Source organism: Flavobacterium sp. GW823-FHT04A11, assembly GCF_058796535.1.
On sequence record NZ_CM179503.1, the window covers coordinates 371,935 to 390,821 of the forward strand.

16 protein-coding genes are annotated in these 18,887 nt (G+C 31.8%); 1 reads left to right on the top strand and 15 read right to left on the bottom strand.

Going from position 1 to position 18,887, the window contains the following annotated elements; translation table 11 throughout:
- Positions 1-21 precede the first annotated feature (21 nt).
- The 12 genes from AC3QL1_RS01775 to AC3QL1_RS01830 form a co-directional block, all read right to left on the bottom strand.
- Positions 22-1,092: a Wzz/FepE/Etk N-terminal domain-containing protein gene (locus AC3QL1_RS01775; protein ID WP_492494632.1), complete on the bottom strand. Its 1,071-nt coding sequence runs from the start codon at positions 1,090-1,092 to the stop codon at positions 22-24.
- 9 nt (positions 1,093-1,101) lie between these two features.
- Positions 1,102-3,537: an SLBB domain-containing protein gene (locus AC3QL1_RS01780; protein WP_492494633.1), complete on the bottom strand. Its 2,436-nt coding sequence runs from the start codon at positions 3,535-3,537 to the stop codon at positions 1,102-1,104.
- 55 nt (positions 3,538-3,592) lie between these two features.
- Positions 3,593-4,639, bottom strand: coding sequence for a dTDP-glucose 4,6-dehydratase (gene rfbB, locus AC3QL1_RS01785; protein WP_492494635.1), 1,047 nt, complete (start codon positions 4,637-4,639; stop codon positions 3,593-3,595).
- A gap of 10 nt (positions 4,640-4,649) precedes the next feature.
- A complete protein-coding gene (locus AC3QL1_RS01790) occupies positions 4,650-5,657 on the bottom strand; it encodes a mannose-1-phosphate guanylyltransferase (RefSeq protein ID WP_492494636.1) in 1,008 nt (335 codons plus the stop codon).
- Positions 5,658-5,689: 32 nt separating this feature from the next.
- On the bottom strand, positions 5,690-6,973 hold the full coding sequence (locus AC3QL1_RS01795) for a nucleotide sugar dehydrogenase (RefSeq protein ID WP_492497523.1): 1,284 nt from the start codon (positions 6,971-6,973) through the stop codon (positions 5,690-5,692).
- Positions 6,974-7,267: 294 nt separating this feature from the next.
- On the bottom strand, positions 7,268-7,732 hold the full coding sequence (locus AC3QL1_RS01800; protein ID WP_492494637.1) for a UpxY family transcription antiterminator: 465 nt from the start codon (positions 7,730-7,732) through the stop codon (positions 7,268-7,270).
- A 95-nt stretch (positions 7,733-7,827) separates the two neighbouring features.
- Complete coding sequence (locus tag AC3QL1_RS01805; protein WP_492494639.1) at positions 7,828-9,219, bottom strand: UDP-glucose 6-dehydrogenase; 1,392 nt, start codon at positions 9,217-9,219, stop codon at positions 7,828-7,830.
- Positions 9,220-9,249: 30 nt separating this feature from the next.
- Positions 9,250-10,233: an SDR family oxidoreductase gene (locus tag AC3QL1_RS01810; protein ID WP_492494641.1), complete on the bottom strand. Its 984-nt coding sequence runs from the start codon at positions 10,231-10,233 to the stop codon at positions 9,250-9,252.
- A gap of 10 nt (positions 10,234-10,243) precedes the next feature.
- Positions 10,244-12,685 carry a polysaccharide biosynthesis tyrosine autokinase gene (locus AC3QL1_RS01815; protein ID WP_492494642.1) on the bottom strand — a complete coding sequence of 814 codons (2,442 nt, stop codon included), beginning with the start codon at positions 12,683-12,685 and terminating at the stop codon, positions 10,244-10,246.
- Between the two features lie 14 nt (positions 12,686-12,699).
- A complete protein-coding gene (locus tag AC3QL1_RS01820; RefSeq protein ID WP_492494644.1) occupies positions 12,700-13,494 on the bottom strand; it encodes a polysaccharide biosynthesis/export family protein in 795 nt (264 codons plus the stop codon).
- 69 nt (positions 13,495-13,563) lie between these two features.
- Entirely contained in the window at positions 13,564-14,184 is a 621-nt protein-coding gene (gene recR, locus AC3QL1_RS01825) for a recombination mediator RecR (protein WP_492494646.1), read from the bottom strand.
- 163 nt (positions 14,185-14,347) lie between these two features.
- Positions 14,348-14,713, bottom strand: coding sequence for a CoA-binding protein (locus tag AC3QL1_RS01830; RefSeq protein WP_492497524.1), 366 nt, complete (start codon positions 14,711-14,713; stop codon positions 14,348-14,350).
- A gap of 155 nt (positions 14,714-14,868) precedes the next feature.
- On the opposite strand from AC3QL1_RS01830, the gene AC3QL1_RS01835 reads away from it, so the two are divergent.
- Entirely contained in the window at positions 14,869-15,498 is a 630-nt protein-coding gene (locus AC3QL1_RS01835; protein WP_492494648.1) for a MarC family NAAT transporter, read from the top strand.
- A gap of 80 nt (positions 15,499-15,578) precedes the next feature.
- Here the strand turns inward: AC3QL1_RS01835 and ctlX are convergent, their stop codons facing one another.
- The 3 genes from ctlX to AC3QL1_RS01850 form a co-directional block, all read right to left on the bottom strand.
- Complete coding sequence (gene ctlX, locus AC3QL1_RS01840) at positions 15,579-16,514, bottom strand: citrulline utilization hydrolase CtlX (protein WP_492494649.1); 936 nt, start codon at positions 16,512-16,514, stop codon at positions 15,579-15,581.
- Between the two features lie 76 nt (positions 16,515-16,590).
- Complete coding sequence (locus AC3QL1_RS01845; RefSeq protein ID WP_492494651.1) at positions 16,591-17,505, bottom strand: dimethylarginine dimethylaminohydrolase family protein; 915 nt, start codon at positions 17,503-17,505, stop codon at positions 16,591-16,593.
- A gap of 64 nt (positions 17,506-17,569) precedes the next feature.
- Positions 17,570-18,847, bottom strand: coding sequence for a citrate synthase (locus AC3QL1_RS01850; RefSeq protein ID WP_492494653.1), 1,278 nt, complete (start codon positions 18,845-18,847; stop codon positions 17,570-17,572).
- Between the last annotated feature and the right edge of the window lie 40 nt (positions 18,848-18,887).

Below are 18,887 nucleotides of genomic sequence, written 5' to 3' on the forward strand. Positions count from 1 at the left end.
CGATAATTTCAAGAATAGTGTTTATTGAAAAATAAGATTTATCATTCTTTTAAAAACTAAATAAAATAAAGCTAAAAATCCTGCTAATACTCCTCCTAGTACAATTCCTTTTGCTTTTCCAAAACGTTCCTTAGCTAGTGGCAATATTGGTTTATCAATAACTTGTATCAGAGGTGTTTCTTTTCGCAGAGTAACTTTTGCTAATTCGGATTGCCTTACTAACTCTGTTAAAATTGCTGTATTAGCCTGAACATCTACTTGTCTCCTTGCTGATGGTGCACGTCGAACATTCATTGCTGGATTTAAATTAAAAGTATTATCATTTGCAATAGCGACACCAGTAATAGAGCCATTAAGTTCACCACGAACAGAATCAACCTGACGTTCTAGGATAGCCATATTCATCCTTGCTTTTTTACTTTTTGTTTCCACGTAAAAGTTCCCTACTTCTTTTGCAAGAGCTTCACAAAAATATTTTGCAAATAACTCATTAGTCGAAGAAACATCAACACTAATAATTGAAATTTTTTTATCTTTTTGCTCTACTGATAAGCCTGATTTAGATAAATTTAAATATAAAGAGCCCAATATACTATCTTGTATCCTAGAAAAATATTTCCGATTAGCATTTGGTAAAAACTGTATTTTTGATAATTTATCATCTTTTTTCCAACCTTCTCTCCATTTATTGTTTTCAATATACATTTCTGCTAAAGAGATTTTCTTGCCATTAAATTCAACGGGGGATAGTAGAGTTTTTTCAACCATAATTCTAGATTTAAACAGTTCAGTCAAATTTGATCCTGCAAAAATTCCTCCCCCACTTCCTCCTACATCGAGACCAAATGAACTAGCAAGTCCTAATGCTCCACCTAAGCCACCACTTTTTTCATCTTCTAATGCAAATGATAAAGTCGCTGTATAAACAGGTTTTTGTATGATAGAATACGTTAAACCCAAACCTGATCCAAATACTACAGCTAAAACGATAGTTTTCCATTTCGAAAACAAATAAAAATACCATTCTTTTACTTTTTGAAACAATTCTTTTAACGAAATTTCATCGTTTTCAATAGGTGTATTATTGTCCATTAAAATATTTTATTTAAAAGCAGTAACAATTAACAATGCCAAACTAGCAAAAGCTGTTCCTAAACCAGCCCATTCTCCAGCACTCATTTTTTTCTTTTCCGGTCTTTCGGGAACAACAATTTGTGAATCTGGTTCTACTTTTGGATAAGATTTAAAAAATAAAAACGAACTTGTAACAGCAGCTTTTCCGTTAGGATATATTATATATGCTTTTCTTTTCCATCCTTTACTATCCACTCCTCCAACAGAATTAATATAATATTTAAATCCTTTTCCAATTCTATATGGTATTTCAGAAGTCAATAATACATTTCCTGTAACTTTAACTCCTTCATTATAAACTGAAACCTCAATCTCATCTCCAGGAAATAAAGTTACATTTGAATAATGATCTTTATCCTTCACAATTTTTTCCCAATTTACAGGAATAGTAACATACTTTAAATCTTCACTTAACTTTTTGCTTAATTTTTCTTTAAGTGTATCACTTTTAGACAAATTCAGGTCGATACGTTCCAATTCTTCAATTTGATCTTGCTTAATAGGTCTTTTAATTTTCATACCATTTAAATTAGCAATAGATGTTAATCCACCTGCTCTCATTACGACGTTGTACACCGTTTCTTTTTTATTAGCTAAAACGTATTTACCAGGATATCCAACAGCACCGCTAACGGTTACCATCTGAGGCTTTTCGTAAACCGCTACTCTTCTTATATTAATAACATCAAAAGGTTTTAAAATAAAATTTTTAATTTGCTCGTTATTATCAGCTGTAATTTCAAGTTCAATTAGTTCAACACGTTTAGGATCGTCGTCATCTATTACATCGGATTTAACCATTCTTGCAATTTCTACTCTTTTTGATGCGGAACCTGTTAAACCTCCTACTTGAACTACCAAATCATTTAGCGTTATATTTTCAAAATATTCGTATTCACCTGGATTTTTAACCTCTCCATCAATAGTCACTTTATATTCTTCTCTGAAATCCAGAATAGAATAAACCGTTACAATGTCTTCTCTTTTCATCTCAATATCAGAATTTAAATCCCCTGATAAAGCCGCACCTAAATCCACATTTACAATTTCTGTAGTTAAATCAGTCTTTAAACGTATGACTCTTGCCCTTTTTGTATAAGCATCTTCTGTAAGACCTTCTGCTCGTGTAATAAGATCAGAAATTCGCATTCCTTCACTATAAGAATAGTAATCAGGCCTAAAAACTGCCCCTTCAATTTTAATACGGTTTTCAAATCGATTTAAAATTTTAGTAACTCTGAAAACATCTCCAGATTGTGGCAAATAAGAGCTATATTCACTTTCGTTTATATCATGAACTTTAAATTCTTTTCCTGTCTTTTGTGTAACATTTACAGATGCAGTATAAGCAAATTCATTAAAACCTGATGCGAAATTTAATAAATCAGAAAAACTTTCCCCATTTTTCATTTCAAAAATACCGGGACGCTTTACCTCACCTTCAACTGTTACTCTCTGATTGTATGCTGGAATACGAATTACATCATTGTCCTTCAAACTAACATTATCAGATTGATCACCTTTTACTAAAAATTTATAAATGTCAACATTTTTATAAACTTTGTTGTTTCGAATTAATTCAATATTTCTATAACTGCCATTTTTTCCAGGACCACCTGCTAAATGTAATGCGTTATATACTGTTGCTAAAGATGAAACAGAATAATTACCTGGCTGTTTTCCACCAACAATAGTTACTTTAATTGTTCTGATTCTGCCTAAGCTAACACTTACCTGAGATTGTCCAGATCTAACTGTACTGTAAACTCTTGAAATAGCTGCTTTTATTTTTTGAGTTGCTGCTTCAATAGACATTCCTGAAACTGCAATTTGTCCAACATAATCAATTGTAATTTTTCCTTCAACACTTACCGGAATGCTTGCATTATATTCCTGAACACCGTAGACAGTGACTTGCAATTCGTCTCCAGGGCCTAAAATATAATTCATGGGAGTAGCTAATTTTAGATCAGGCTCAAAATTTAAAGTTGGATTATCAAATAATTCAGATCCAAAAATCAAGGCATTTGCAGAATCCTTAACCTTTTTATTTTTAATTTGCTCTTGCTGTCTTCCAAATTCTGAATTCTTATCGGTTGCTTTTCCTCTACTGTCATCAGAATCAATATTTGTTGGTTTTTTTTTCTCAAATTGAGCAAGTTTAATTCGAAGTTTATTAAACTCGGTCTGGCTCATACCTTTTGACAATGCCATTGGTTCAACCTGATCAATTGTAGCATTATTACTTTTTAACTGAGCGCTAATTTTCGCTAAATCATCATTCGATAAATAATCTACTTGTATGGTGCTTAAATCTTTAGATTTTAGAAAATCCTGAGCATTCACATTCAATGAGATCAATAAAATAAAGAACAGAGTAAGAACGTATGTTATTTTTTTCATATTTGAATTATTATCTTTTTTCAGCCTACGCTGATTTTAAATATAAATTATTGTATTATGAATATTGTTTTTGATAATACTCTTTATATGATCCTGAGGTTACATTCTGCAACCACTCTTCATTATTAAGATACCAATTAATTGTTTTTTCTAAACCTTCTTCAAATGTTACAGATGGTTTCCAGCCTAGCTCTTTATTAATTTTTGAAGCATCAATTGCGTAACGTAAATCATGACCTGGCCTGTCTTTTACATATGTAATTAGTTCTTGTGAAGTACCTTCACTTCTTCCTAATTTTTGATCCATAATTTGGCATAATAGTTTTACCAAATCAATGTTTTTCCATTCATTAAATCCACCTATATTGTAGGTTTCATGATTTTTTCCTTCATGAAAAACTAAATCGATTGCAATGGCATGGTCTTCTACAAAAAGCCAGTCACGGGTATAATTTCCGTCACCATAAACAGGTAAGGGCTTATTATTAATAATATTATTGATAAAAAGTGGAATCAATTTTTCTGGAAAATGGTATGATCCGTAATTATTTGAACAGTTTGTTAAAACATATGGCAAACCATAAGTTTCACCATAAGCTCGCACAAAATGATCTGAACTTGCTTTTGATGCAGAATAAGGAGAATTAGGGTCATAAGAAGTAGTTTCTGTAAAGAGCCCTTCTGCTCCAAGTGAACCATAAACTTCGTCTGTACTTATATGATAAAAACGTTTTCCTTGACAATTACCTTTCCATTGATTTTTGGCAGCATTTAACAAATTCATAGTTCCGATAACATTGGTTTTCACAAATGCCAATGGATCTTCAATAGAACGATCAACATGTGATTCGGCTGCCAAATGCAAAACCCCATCAAAATTATGTTGTGAAAAAAGTTCATTAATAAAAGACTCGTCAACAATATCTCCTTTTACAAAAGTATAGTTAGGCTGATTTTCGATGTCTTTTATATTTTCTAAATTACCGGCATATGTCAAGGCATCCAAGTTATAAATTTGATATTCCGGATATTTATTAACAAAGCGGCGCACTACATGAGAACCAATAAAACCGGCTCCTCCGGTTATAAGAATTTTTTTCATTTATTTTTAATTAATGTAATAAATCTGAATTTATTTTTTCCAACTCATTATAAATATCCTTTACATCTTGTGAGTTTTCTTTTTGCAAAATTAAATTTGCTGTATCTGTATAAACAAAAATAGTGTTTTTTAGTCCTAAAAAAGTCGTATGCTTTCCAGTACCAATAACCATATTACCATTTTTATCAACAGGATGACTTTTTAATGCTAAATATTCATATACAGATTCAAAAGATCCTAAATCTGACCATGAGAATGATGCGGGAACTACTTTAATTTTTTTACTGCGTTCCATCACTGCGTAATCGATACTTATTGATGGAATTTCTAAAGATAAATCTAAGTCTAAGAAACCGTTTTTTCTGGCTTCCCAAACAGCTTTCGATTTCTCATAAACATCAGGTTGAAATTGTTTTAATTCATCTAATAAAACTCCGGCTTTAAAGCAAAACATTCCGCTATTCCATAAAAAATTTCCTTTTGCAATAAATTCTTTGGCTGTAGTTTCGTTTGGTTTCTCTCTAAATGATAATACTTTATCACCTCTTGATTCAATATACCCATAACCCGTTTCTGGTTTGGTAGGAATAATTCCAAATGTTACTATAAAACCATCCTGAGCTTTTGAAATCGCTTCATTAATTGCTTTATTATAATTATCCATATGATCAATAATATGATCAGATGGCGTCACAATTAATATATCATCCGGATTTGCGGCGAATGCAGCAAAAGCTATAGCTGCAGCTGTATTTCTTGGTGTGGCTTCTACAATATTCACATAAGAAGTTTGTGTTTTATCCATCACTTTACCACTCAAATGATGATTATCTATATTTCCAACCACCATTACTTTATCTGCTAAATGACTATTACGCTCAACAGTCATTTCAAATAATGATTTATTTTCAAATATCTCCAAATATTGCTTTGGTTGACTTTTACGGGAAAGTGGCCACAATCTGCTTCCTACTCCTCCTGTTAAAATTACATGTATTACTGAATTGTTTTTTTTCATTTTTCTTTTAAATAAAAAAAGAATTTTAACTACTATAATCGATTATCAGCTATAGTACCCAAAACTCCCTTTACATCGTATAATAAACTATTTTCTTTCTGTAATTGAACAAAATTTAATTCTAAAAATTCAGCATGTGATACTCCTAGAACAATCGCGTCAAATTTATTTTCTGGCAGAGAATTTAATGTTATTAAATTATATTCTTTTTTTACATCTTCCACATTAGCAAGCGGGTCATAAATTGTTACTTCGATACCATATTCTGTCAAAGCTTTTACAACATCTACAATTTTTGTGTTACGAACGTCCGGGCAATTTTCTTTAAACGTAATTCCAAGCATTAGAAGACTTGCTCCATTTACTGAAATTCCTTTTTTGATCATCAATTTAACTACTTGTGATGCTACGTATTCTCCCATGCTATCATTCAAACGTCTTCCTGCTAAAATTATTTCAGGATGATATCCAAATTCTTGTGCTCTTTGAGCTAAATAATAAGGGTCGACGCCAATACAATGCCCTCCAACCAAACCTGGCTTAAAAGGCAAAAAATTCCACTTAGTAGCAGCGGCTGCTAATACTTCCTGAGTATCAATATTCATCAAGTTGAATATTTTAGCAAGTTCATTTACAAAAGCAATATTGATATCACGTTGTGAGTTTTCAATTACCTTCGCAGCTTCTGCAACTTTTATGCTTGGTGCCAAGTGTGTACCGGCTGTAATGACAGATTTGTAAAGAGCATCTACTTTTAAACCAATTTCTGGTGTTGAACCAGAAGTTACTTTAAGAATTTTTTCTACTGTATGTTCTTTGTCTCCAGGATTTATTCTTTCTGGGGAGTATCCTCCAAAAAAATCAACATTAAATTCTAAACCTGAAACTCTTTCTAAAACCGGAATACATTGTTCTTCTGTAACTCCGGGATAAACAGTTGATTCATATATTACAATGTCCCCTTTCTTTAATACTTTCCCAACTGATTCACTAGATTTGTATAGTGGGGTTAAATCTGGACGATTATTTTTATCAACCGGAGTTGGAACTGTTATTATAAAATAATTACAATCTTTAATATCATTTAGGGAAGTTGAGCAATACAAACCTTTTTCATTTGAAGAATTAACAACTAATACTCTTTGTAAAGTTTCATCATCAACTTCTAATGTTGTATCTGTTCCTGATTTTAAGGAAGTTATTCTAGACTCGTTTATATCAAAGCCTACAACAGGATATTTAGTTGCAAATAACCTGGCTAAAGGAAGACCTACATAACCCAAACCTATTATGGCTATTTTGATATTTTCATCCATTTTTTCTTCTCTTTTTATCATCTTTGATCAACATAATTCATGGCTTCGCCGTCCTGAGTCACAAAATTTAGACACAGGTACCCCTAAAACATTTTTGGCAAATATAGCATATTCATCCAAGTTATTCAACACTGTTTCTTACAGAATTTAAGGAAATAGTTCCAAAAATCCCATATTTTCACAAAGCACTACAAATCAGATATTAACGATTTTTTTTACAAAAAAAGAGAACAAAAAACCTTAAAAAAGCAGTTTTTGTTCTCTTTTCAATACCAATATAGGCAATAATCAAAGTTATTTATATTTTATTTTCAAAACACATCCTAAAGATTCTAAAACTAATATATAATGTGTTTTAGAAATCTCTTTTACAATAGCTTCCTGATTACTAAAAGCGCCTGATTCTAGTGTAATGTGATCTCCAACCTGAATAGACGTTACGGAGACTTCACTTAAATTTGGAGATGCTAAACTTTTCTTTATAATATTAATTTCTTCATTTCTGACGATAGCCGGTTTGCCTAACCAAAATAAATATCGAACTACACCTGGAATTTGAAAAACAGAATTCCTATCATTTTCTAACAGGTTTACAAAAACATAAGAATTAAAAAGCGGTACTTCAACTTTCTTTTTTCTGTCAGACCATTGTTTTATTTGCGTAATTATCGGACAATAACATTCGATACCTATTTCATTTAGTTTTTCTGCAACTTTTTTTTCCCATTTGGGTTTAGTATATACAACGTACCAGTTCATAATTTTCTTTGTATTGAAATAGATTTTTCAATCCTTCATCAATTCTCATACCACTTTAAATTCTACTTCAATCTTAATTTTAATCTTGCTTCTGACTAAGAACCTATACCTTTGTAAACAAATCCAATTGATTCTAGTTCACTGGCATTCAATATATTTCTTCCATCAAAAAGGAAAGCCGGTTTATGCATTGAATCGTAAATTTTTTTCCAATCATAAGTTGTAAACTCGTCCCATTCTGTAAGAATAGCTATTGCATGTGATCCTTTGCAGGCTTCATACGCATCATCAAACGATAAAACTGCAGAATTATTTTCTTCGGCAGATCTTGTTTCTAAATAATTTAAATCATTCAGCATTTTATTTCTTGAAACTTTCGGATCGTAAACTGAAATTTTCGCCTGCTCATTAATTAAATCATCGGCTACATATATCGCTGCGGACTCACGGGTATCATTAGTATCTTTTTTGAAAGCCCAGCCTAAAAACGTAATCTTTTTATCAGCAACTGTATTATATAATGTCTGAACAATTTTATTTGAAAATCGTCTTTTTTGATGATCATTCATAATAATAACTTGTTCCCAATAATCTGCAACTTCACGTAATCCATAAGATTTCGCAATGTAAACAAGATTCAAGATATCTTTCTGAAAACAAGAACCTCCAAAACCTACTGACGCTTTTAAAAACTTAGGTCCAATTCTGCTATCCATTCCTATTGCTCTTGCTACCTCACTTACATCTGCACCTGTTTTTTCACATAATTCAGACATTGCATTTATTGATGAAATACGCTGCGCCAAAAATGCATTTGCTGTAAGTTTTGATAATTCTGAAGACCAAACATTAGTCGTTAAAATTTTATCTCTGCTTACCCAATTAGCATAAACATCAACAAGAGAATTAATTGCTGCTTCTCCTTCTAGTGTTGTATCCCCGCCAATTAAAATTCTATCTGGATTTAATAAATCGGTAACGGCCGTTCCTTCTGCTAAAAATTCTGGATTTGATAAAATTTGAAATTGAACTCCATTTCCAGTATTATCTAAAATACTTTTTATTGCTTCTGCTGTTCGAACCGGTAAAGTAGATTTCTCTACTACTATTTTATTCTGTTTGGCAACTTTTGCTATTTGTCTTGCGCATAACTCGATATATTTTAAATCAGCTGCCATACCTTTTCCTTTTCCGTAGGTTTTGGTTGGTGTATTTACCGAAATAAAAATAACTTCTGCCTCATCAATCGCTTTTTCAACTTCGGTCGAAAAGAAAAGATTTCTTCCTCTTGCTTCAGCTACAATTTCAGAAAGTCCTGGTTCGTAAATAGGAATATTTTCTGTATTGGGATCATTCCAATCTTTGATTCTTTGTTCGTTTAAATCGACAACAGTTACTTGGATATCTGGGCATTTTTGTGCAATTACTGCCATTGTTGGACCTCCAACATAACCCGCACCAATGCAACAAATTTTTGTAATTTTCATTTAATTTCTTATTATCTTAATCCTTGGTTTTTATTTCAAATTATACCAGTACCAGCTTACTGCTTCTTTCAATCCTTCCTGTAAAGAATATTTCGGATTGTACCCTAATACTTTTTTTGCCTTATCAATACTCGCTAATGAATGTGGTATATCTCCTGCTCTGTTTTCTCCATAAACAACTTCAACATTTGCGATTTCTGAATCAAACTCAGCTAAATATTTTTTCAAATATCCAACTAAATCATTTAATGTGTTTCGATCGCCAAATGCAGTATTGTAAACTGTATTTATTGCTTCAGGATTTTGACTTGTCATCGCTAACTCATTCATTTGAATCACATTATCGATATAAGTGAAATCACGGGAATAGTTTCCGTCTCCATTAATAACCGGGCTTTCATGATTCATTAATTGCATGACAAATTTTGGAATCACCGCTGCATACGCTCCATTAGGATCTTGCTTTCTTCCAAAAACATTAAAATAACGTAATCCGATAGTTTCCAATCCATACGTCCTACTAAAAATTTCCGCATATAACTCATTTACATATTTTGTGATGGCATATGGAGATAAAGGTTTTCCAATTACATCTTCTACTTTTGGTAATCCCTGAGAATCTCCATAAGTCGAAGAACTGGCTGCATATATAAATCGTTTTACTTTTGCATCACGTGAAGCTACCAGCATATTCAAAAATCCGGATACGTTAACATCATTTGTGGTTATTGGATCATTTATTGACCTCGGTACAGAACCTAAAGCGGCCTGATGCAAAACATAATCAGCCCCTTCAACCGCCAAAACACAATCTGCTATATTACGAATATCTCCTTCAATTAATTTAAAATTAGGATGATCTATAATATCTTTCAAATTATGACGATGACCTGTTGAAAAATTATCTAAACAGATTACTTTATGATTTAATTTTAGAAAGTACTCACATAAATTTGAGCCAATAAAACCAGCTCCACCGGTAATTAAAATTTTATGCTGAGTTGATATTTCCATTTTCTTCAATTTATTTTTTATTGAATTTATTAAAAACAGATTTTATGAAACCTGGTTTTACTTCTTCTTCATGATAACCGTTAGAATATACTCCGTACCCATACCCATAAGCGGTTCCATATTTTGCTTTATTTTCATATCCATTTAAAACAATACTCGTATTGTTTAACTCGCCTCTTTTGATCCTTGTATTCAACAATGTGATCATGTCTTTTTTGGTATAGTTTTGTCTCACAATGTACAAAGTCACATCTGCATACTGAACCAATTCTAATGCATCAGATACCAACCCAACCGGAGGCGTATCTAAAATAATGTAATCATATTTTTGTTTCAGTTCGTCTATTAATTCTTTCATCGCTTCACTTATAATAAGTTCTGAAGGATTTGGCGGAATAGGTCCTGAAAGTATAACATCAAGATTTGGTATCTGTGTTGAATTTGTAATTTCGCTAAGGCTTTTTTGCTTGATTAAATAATTCACAACACCAACCTGGTTTGTCAAATTAAACTCATCAGCCAATCTTGGTTTTCTTAAATCTAAACCAATAATTACTGTTTTCTTTTCGCTTAAAGCGAAAATAGTAGCAATGTTTATTGAACAAAATGTTTTTCCTTCACCGCTAATAGAGGAAGTAATCATCAGGGTTTTTGCACCGCTAACCTGTTGTTTTTTATATAAAAATTGCAACGAAGAACGAATTGCCCTAAATGACTCAGAAAGTGCCGATTTTGGTTTATCAAATACAGCCAGATTAACATTATCCTTATTAACTCCAATTACTCCAATAAGTGGAATCTGGGTTAATTTACTAATGTCTTCAGTATTTTGAATTGAATTATTGATGAAGAAAATTCCAAAGATAAATAACAACGGAATTAAGAAACCTAAAAACAAAGCCAGCACATAATTCACTGAAGTTTTTGGTCCAATTAATCCGCCTCCAATATCTTTGGCCGGATCAATAAAATGAATATCTGATAAATTTGAAGCTTTTACTATTTCAGCTTCATTTCGTTTTTGAAGAAATTCTGTATAGATATTATCATTTAAATCGTACTTCCTTTTGATTTTCAACAATTCCTGCTGTTCTTCAGGCAATTTTTTAACCGTACTTTCAGCTTCACCAATCTTTGCATTTATCATTGACAAATCATACAGCAATGATGATTTTGCAGTTGCGATATTTTCTAATAAAACATCTTTAATAGCTCGCATTTGATTATCAAAGTCTTTAAAAATCTTATCGCTTTTTACTGCATACGACATTTCTGATCTTTGAGTAGAAAGTGCAATAATTTTCGATACGTTGGCAACAATATTAGGGTCTTCAATTCCTGCTACAGATGGAGCCGGAAGCCTTGAATAATCAACGCTATTATTTAAATATGCTTTTAAAGAATTGTAATAAGCTATTTTTCTGGTAATTTGATCTTTATTTACATCAAAGTTCATTATTTGATCAGAAAACTTAGCCCCGCCCGCTTCTATATCATAAATGTTTTTGTCTTTTCTGAAAGTTTTCAATTCATTTCCAGTCTGTTTCAGTTGAGACTCCATTGCGACAAGAGTACTATCAATAAATTGTATGGTATTGTTTGCAAACTGATTTTTACCGTCAAGCTGAATTTTAATCAGCATCCTTACAGTTGCATTTAGGTACTCTACCATTCTAGCTTTGTTGGTGCCCTGCATTCCTAAAGTCAATATTGATCCAGCTTTATCATCCGAATCAATATTTAAGCCTCTATAACGAGCTACTGTTCCGTTAAAATCATTGAATCTAACAAAGTATTCGTTCCCTTTATAAAAACCCGGATTATCATTTATTTGTAGTTTCCAATTTAAAAAAGGTAATACAACTTGTTCTCCAACCTTATATTTTTTTACAAACTCTACAGGTTGGACATTTGTATTTGAATAAGTATTTGTAGCATAATCTATTAAAGAAACCGAATTATTTTCAAAAGGAATTCTGATTTCATATTCGTTTTCACTTAAAAATTTAATACCAATCAAAGTATTAGCAAGCTGTCCTTTTGATTTGTCGATATTAATATAAAAAGGTACCGCTCCGTAGGCATCAACTAAGTTATATTTTCCTTGTTGCAGATAATCAATATAAAATTGAAGTTTATCAACAACCAATTCATTATGAGATCTGGATTGTAATATAGTCGAAATTCCGTTTACCTGATCTGATATTCCTCCCCAATTGAAGACCAGACTGGTATTTGAGGTAAAAAAAGGATTGCTTTCTTCTTTAATAGAAATCATCGTTTGCATTGCGTAAATTTTTTCTTTTCGAATATTTACCTGATAAGCAATTGTAAACGCAATTATTAAACTAGCAAGAAACCATTTCCAATAACTGGCAATTTTTAATAAAAATCCTTTAAAATCAAAATTTGAATGATTTTCAAAAATCGAAAAATCTTTTATATCTAACATCTTTTGAGTTTAGTTTAGTTCTTTATGATCAAATAAACCGTTGTTGCTAAAGACAACAAAGTTATAATTGTACCAATTGATTGAATTCCGGTTTGACCTGTACCCCAAGTTTTTTGTCTTAGTGGTTTTACATAAATATAATCGTTAGGCTGCAAATAATAATAGGGAGATTTCATAACATTAACATCTGTAAGATCAAGGTCATTCATCTGAACTCCAGTGGGTGTTTGACGAATTACCGTTACAGCTTTTCTATTTCCAACTGTTGTAATATCTCCGGCATTTGCAATAGCTTCCATTATATTTACATGCTCTTTATACAATGTTTTTGTGCCCGTGCTTCCTACTTCCCCATTAATTGTATATCTAAAACCTGCTAACTTAACGGTAATAAAAATATTAGCTTCGGTTTTAAAATATTCCTCCAATAATTTCTTTTCAATTTTAACTCTAACTTCTTCAAGTGTATATCCGATAACATTTATTTCACCTAGAATTGGCATACGGATATTGCCATGATCATCGACAGTAAAACCACTAAAATATAATGAAGACTCGTTTTTCCCAGTTGCTCCCGAACTGCTTTCAGTTGTATTAAATATAGTAACAAGTTTGGGGTCAATTGCTTTTATATCAATACTTAAAACATCATTAACTTGTAGTCTGTAAGGCTTAGATTCTACTGCAGCAATTGTATTTTGTTCTTCTGAAGTATTTTTATCCTGCAAATACACTAAGTCTTTTATTGGAATACAAGATGTAAAAAGTGTACTAATTAATAGCAATATATAAAAGCTGTTTCTTGTCATTATTTAAAATTTATTCGCAAATATAATCTTTCCTTTGGTTTTCAAAAAGTTAGCTTTGCCTGATTTTATTTAGTTGTTTTTAAAAGTTTTTTCAAACGGAATACGATGCAAAATACTTCTGCCTAGCGTAATTTCATCAGCATACTCTAATTCGTCACCAACAGATATTCCTCTTGCAATTGTCGAAATCACAATATCAGATTCAGCAATTTGTTTATAAATGTAAAAATTAGTCGTATCACCCTCCATTGTAGAACTTAGCGCAAAAATAATCTCAATTACTTTTCCGGCTTTCACTTTTTCGACTAAACTTGTGATATTTAACTGTCCGGGACCAACACCTTCTATCGGAGAGATTTTACCTCCAAGAACATGGTAAATTCCTTTGTATTGTCCAGTATTTTCAATCGCCATCACATCTCTAATATCCTCAACCACGCAAATTGTTTGATGATTTCTGGATGAATTAGCACAGATTTCACAAACCCTTGTATCAGAAATATTATGACAGCTTGAACAAAACTTAATATCTTCACGCATATTTAGTAATGCCTGAGATAAAAAACCGGTCTGTTCTTTGGGCTGTTTCAGCAAATGCAAAACCAGACGCAATGCCGTACGCTTGCCTATTCCGGGCAATTGTGACATTTCGTTAACTGCTTTTTCGATTAATTTTGATGAAAATTCCATAACGACAAAAGTAATACTTTTAATGGTTTAGTAGACTTGGGGACAACTAAATTCAATATGTTTGAAAGCGCAAATATACTTTTTACTTAAATATAAATTACATCCTTTTTTATTCGCATCGACGAATAAAAAAAGATTGAATATAAATGGTGGAATTCAAAAATTAATATTGATTCGTTGCCAATAAAACTAAAGTACAAGCAACTTCAGCTTTGATATTATTTAATTCAAGTAACTGATATAATTCAGGATTTTCAGTTCCCGGATTAAAAACTACTCTTTTTGGCTGAGCTTCAATAATATAATTATAATAATCGCGCTGACGTGTAGGATTTAAATACAGTGTTACAGTGTCAATATTTTTTACAGGAATGGCTTTTGTTTGAATCTTTACACCAGCCACTTCACCAGTATTTTGACCAATTGCTAAAACAGTATGTCCTTTTTGAACCAACATATTTATAGCTCTAAATGCGTATCGATCTGGTTTTGTAGTAGCTCCCAGAACTAAGGTTTTTTTATTTTTCATCATTTTAAAATATAGTACAAAAGTAGTCAAAAAGAATGAGCTAACTTTAAGTTATTAATTTAGAATTAAAAGCAATTAAAAAACGAATAACCTTACATTAAAATTGCATGGTAATATTAAAAATTGACTACTTTTACTTCGTTAACCAAAACTCTATGGATTTATTTATTTACTTATTTGCTGCTCTTTTTTCGGTTTTAAACCCAATTGGAACGGTACCTATTTTTGTTGGACTTACACAAGATGATTCTCAAAAAGAACGTTCCAGAATTTCTCTCTGGACAGCAATAAATGTCTTTATTATTTTACTTGTTTCTTATTTCATTGGTCAATATGTTCTAACTTTTTTTGGGATTAGTATTGACGCACTTAGAATAGCTGGTGGAATTGTAATTGTAAATTCAGGTTTTTCATTACTTTCAGGAAAATTCAATAAAAAACGAGGAATTAATAAAAAGATTGAAAACGAAGCGCATCATCGAAATGACATTGCGCTAACTCCCTTGGCAATACCGATGTTGGCAGGTCCGGGTTCCATGTCATTGTTAATTGCATTTTATCAGGAACATCACGAAATGAATGAAATTATCATATCCTGTTTAGCTATTTTAGCAATTGCTGTTGTCATTTTTGCTATTCTTAAAAGCGGACATTATTTAGCCAGAATATTAGGAACTTCAGGAATTGTTGCAATTTCTAGAATTGTTGGTTTTATTGTAATTTCTATCGGAATTCAATATATCGTAAGTTCAATTGTAAATATTATCAAAGGAAATTTAATGTAATTCCTTTTTACATTTATACATAAAAACAAAAAGGGATAGAACATAAGTTCTATCCCTTTTTTGTATCTAAAAATATTTTCTTAATTTCTTGGTAAAAACACTTCAGCCATCATACATCTGGCGCTTCCTCCACCGCAGGCTTCAATTGTATCTAAACTTGAACTCAAAATTTCAGCGTGATTTTCTAATTGAGAAATTTGTTTAGGAGTCAAACTCTGATGAGCTGATGCACTCATCACAAGATATTTTTTATCGTTCGTTCCTCTAACTTCAAGCATATTACCAGCAAAATTATTTACCTGAGCTTCGGTAATCAAAATGATTTCTTTTTTATCTGTCTTTAGGTTTTCCAAAACCATTTTGCGTTCTTTCTTATCATCTATACAATCTGCACAGATAACAGCAAATGTTTCACCCAAACACATCATTACATTGGTGTGATAGATCAATTTTCTTTCTCCATCAACAGTTTGAAATGCTTCGAAAATGACAGGGGCATAATCAAAATCTTCACAAAACTCAATAAATAATTCTTCATCGGCACGAGGAGATAATGCGCAGTAAGCCTTAGCATTAGCGCGATCTAAAAGTAAACTTCCAGTACCTTCAAGAAAAAAACCATCTTCTTCTGCAGATGTGTAATCCATTATATTCGCAATTTCAAAACCCTTTTCTTCAAGCGTATCCAAAATATCTTCACGACGTTCCTGGCGACGGTTTTCTGCAAACATTGGATATAAAGCTACATCTCCATTTTCATGGAATGAAACCCAATTGTTTGGAAAAATACTATCCGGAGTATCTGTTTCCAAAGTGTCTTCTATAACAGTAACATCCACACCAACGGCTCTAAGTTTTTCTACAAAAGTATCAAATTCTTGTTGAGCCTTAGCATTTACTGTACTTGGCAAAAGTCCGTCTAATACTTTCTGGTAATAATTATTTACAGCCGTCTGTTCATTCATTCTGAAAGCAACTGGACGAATCATTACGATTGCATTTGTTGTTTGTTTCATTGTCTATGTTTTTTTGTTTCAAGTTTCATGTTTCAAGTTATACGAACTTGAAACATGAAACTTGAAACTTATTTTTTTAGTCTCTAATTAATGGTAAAGTTGAACATCTCAACAATCCTTCTTGTTTTGCGATTTCTGCGTATGGAATTTCTTCAACCGTAAATCCATTTGCACGTAACCAATTGTTTAATCTAGTAAAATTCTTTTCTGAAACCACAACATTTTCATCAATTGAAAACACATTCGAAAACATATGGTACATTTCATTTCTTTCGATATGAAACAAATTTTCCATACCAAAAAGCTTAACTAAATATAAATAATCAGCCTCTTCACGAAAACCTCTTTTGTAAATAATTCCTTTATCTTTTCCAACTGGCTGAAAACAACAATCCAGATGTAACGCATTGTCACGAGCTTCTAACTTAGATTTAACCAAATCAAATTCTTTGACAATTTTATTCGGAAACAATTCTTTAATGTAATTTACACCATGCATATTCGTTCTTGCGGTGATATAATCTTTATAATCACTTCCTTTATATGTTCCAATAAAAATATGATCGTTCCAAAGCATAACATCTCCCCCTTCAATATGAACTTCTTCAGGCGGGCGAACCACTTTTAGAGGATCAATTTGATCGATAACATATTGAATTGCATCTAATTCGCGTTCTCTATCAGGCAGAATATTTGATTTTACAAAAGTATTATCGATAACAAAACCAATATCTCTGGCAAAAATCTGATTGTAATTCTCAATCATTTCCGGACGATAAACAGTTACATCATATTTTTGAAAAACAGCATTAAAAGCATCCATTTCAGCAACCATATCTTTTTCAATAGGATATGTTCCTGCTTTAATATGTTCCAATGATTTAGGATCGTAGGCTTCATCTAAAGACGGAGTTGGCCCATTATGAACGGCTGAACCCAAAACTACAGCACGCAATCTTGACGTTTCGTTCTTTACATTTAATTGCAACATAATAGTATTATATTTTGAGCAAATATAAAAAAAGCTTCACAGTTAAGTGAAGCTTTAAAGTTTTTTATTTGTTAGACTTAAATTCCCTCAAAGGATGTCCTGTATAAATTTGTCTAGGTCTTCCAATTGGTTCTTTATTCTCACGCATTTCTTTCCATTGTGCAATCCAGCCTGGTAATCTACCAATAGCAAACATCACTGTAAACATATCTGTTGGAATACCTAACGCTCTGTAAATAATTCCAGAATAGAAATCAACATTAGGATATAAATTTCTTGATTTGAAATAATCATCTTCAAGAGCAGCTGATTCTAATTTTTTAGCGATTTCTAAAATCGGATCTTCAACTCCTAAAGTTTCTAATACTTCTTTAGCCGCTTTTTTAATAATTTTTGCTCTTGGATCAAAGTTTTTATAAACTCTATGACCAAATCCCATTAAACGGAATGGATCATTTTTGTCTTTTGCTTTCGCTAAAAATTTATCCGTATCACCACCGTCTTTATTAATTTCTTCTAACATTTCAAGTACTGCCTGGTTAGCACCACCATGAAGTGGTCCCCAAAGAGCAGAAACTCCTGCAGAAATAGAAGCAAATAAACCAGCATGAGATGAACCTACCATTCTTACTGTAGAAGTAGAACAGTTTTGTTCGTGATCTGCATGAAGAATAAATAATTTATCCAATGCATCCACAATAACAGGATTAGCTGAGTAAGGTCCTGTAGGCAATTTAAACATTAATTGCATAAAATTATCTACATAACCAGTTGTGTTGTCGTAATAGTTTAAAGGATAACCCATAGATTTTCTATAAGTCCAGGTAGCAATTACAAGAAATTTACCCATTGTTTTGCAAATGGCCTCATACATTTCCTTGTCATTTTCTACATTTACTGCTTTTGGATTAAAAGCTGTTAATGCACTTGTCAATGCTGACAATACACCCATTGGATGTGCTGTCTTTGGAAAACCATCAATGATATTTTTCATCTCTTCGTTTACCAAAGTATGTTTTTTAATACCATTTTCAAACTGCTCTAATTCCTGAGCTGTTGGCAATTCACCAAAAATTAAAAGATATGATACTTCCAAAAAGCTAGCTTTTTCAGCTAAATCTTCGATTGAATATCCTCTGTAACGCAAAATTCCTAATTCTCCGTCTAAGAATGTGATCTCACTTTTACAAGATCCGGAATTTTTATATCCAGGATCTATAGTAATAATACCAGTTAAATCACGTAATTTGTTAATATCGATAGCTGATTCATTTTCGCTTCCTGTGATTACCGGAAGTTCAATTTTTTGACCATCTACTTCTAATGTAGCTATTTTTGACATAATATATCGGAAATAAATCTTTAAAATAATAATTTATCAA

Coding starts and splice junctions, on each gene's coding strand:
- AC3QL1_RS01775 (WP_492494632.1), bottom strand. CDS start 1,092: ATGGACAATAATACACCTATTGAAAACGATGAAATTTCGTTAAAAGAA.
- AC3QL1_RS01780 (WP_492494633.1), bottom strand. CDS start 3,537: ATGAAAAAAATAACATACGTTCTTACTCTGTTCTTTATTTTATTGATC.
- rfbB (WP_492494635.1), bottom strand. CDS start 4,639: ATGAAAAAAATTCTTATAACCGGAGGAGCCGGTTTTATTGGTTCTCAT.
- AC3QL1_RS01790 (WP_492494636.1), bottom strand. CDS start 5,657: ATGAAAAAAAACAATTCAGTAATACATGTAATTTTAACAGGAGGAGTA.
- AC3QL1_RS01795 (WP_492497523.1), bottom strand. CDS start 6,973: ATGGATGAAAATATCAAAATAGCCATAATAGGTTTGGGTTATGTAGGT.
- AC3QL1_RS01800 (WP_492494637.1), bottom strand. CDS start 7,732: ATGAACTGGTACGTTGTATATACTAAACCCAAATGGGAAAAAAAAGTT.
- AC3QL1_RS01805 (WP_492494639.1), bottom strand. CDS start 9,219: ATGAAAATTACAAAAATTTGTTGCATTGGTGCGGGTTATGTTGGAGGT.
- AC3QL1_RS01810 (WP_492494641.1), bottom strand. CDS start 10,233: ATGGAAATATCAACTCAGCATAAAATTTTAATTACCGGTGGAGCTGGT.
- AC3QL1_RS01815 (WP_492494642.1), bottom strand. CDS start 12,685: ATGTTAGATATAAAAGATTTTTCGATTTTTGAAAATCATTCAAATTTT.
- AC3QL1_RS01820 (WP_492494644.1), bottom strand. CDS start 13,494: ATGACAAGAAACAGCTTTTATATATTGCTATTAATTAGTACACTTTTT.
- recR (WP_492494646.1), bottom strand. CDS start 14,184: ATGGAATTTTCATCAAAATTAATCGAAAAAGCAGTTAACGAAATGTCA.
- AC3QL1_RS01830 (WP_492497524.1), bottom strand. CDS start 14,713: ATGAAAAATAAAAAAACCTTAGTTCTGGGAGCTACTACAAAACCAGAT.
- AC3QL1_RS01835 (WP_492494648.1), top strand. CDS start 14,869: ATGGATTTATTTATTTACTTATTTGCTGCTCTTTTTTCGGTTTTAAAC.
- ctlX (WP_492494649.1), bottom strand. CDS start 16,514: ATGAAACAAACAACAAATGCAATCGTAATGATTCGTCCAGTTGCTTTC.
- AC3QL1_RS01845 (WP_492494651.1), bottom strand. CDS start 17,505: ATGTTGCAATTAAATGTAAAGAACGAAACGTCAAGATTGCGTGCTGTA.
- AC3QL1_RS01850 (WP_492494653.1), bottom strand. CDS start 18,847: ATGTCAAAAATAGCTACATTAGAAGTAGATGGTCAAAAAATTGAACTT.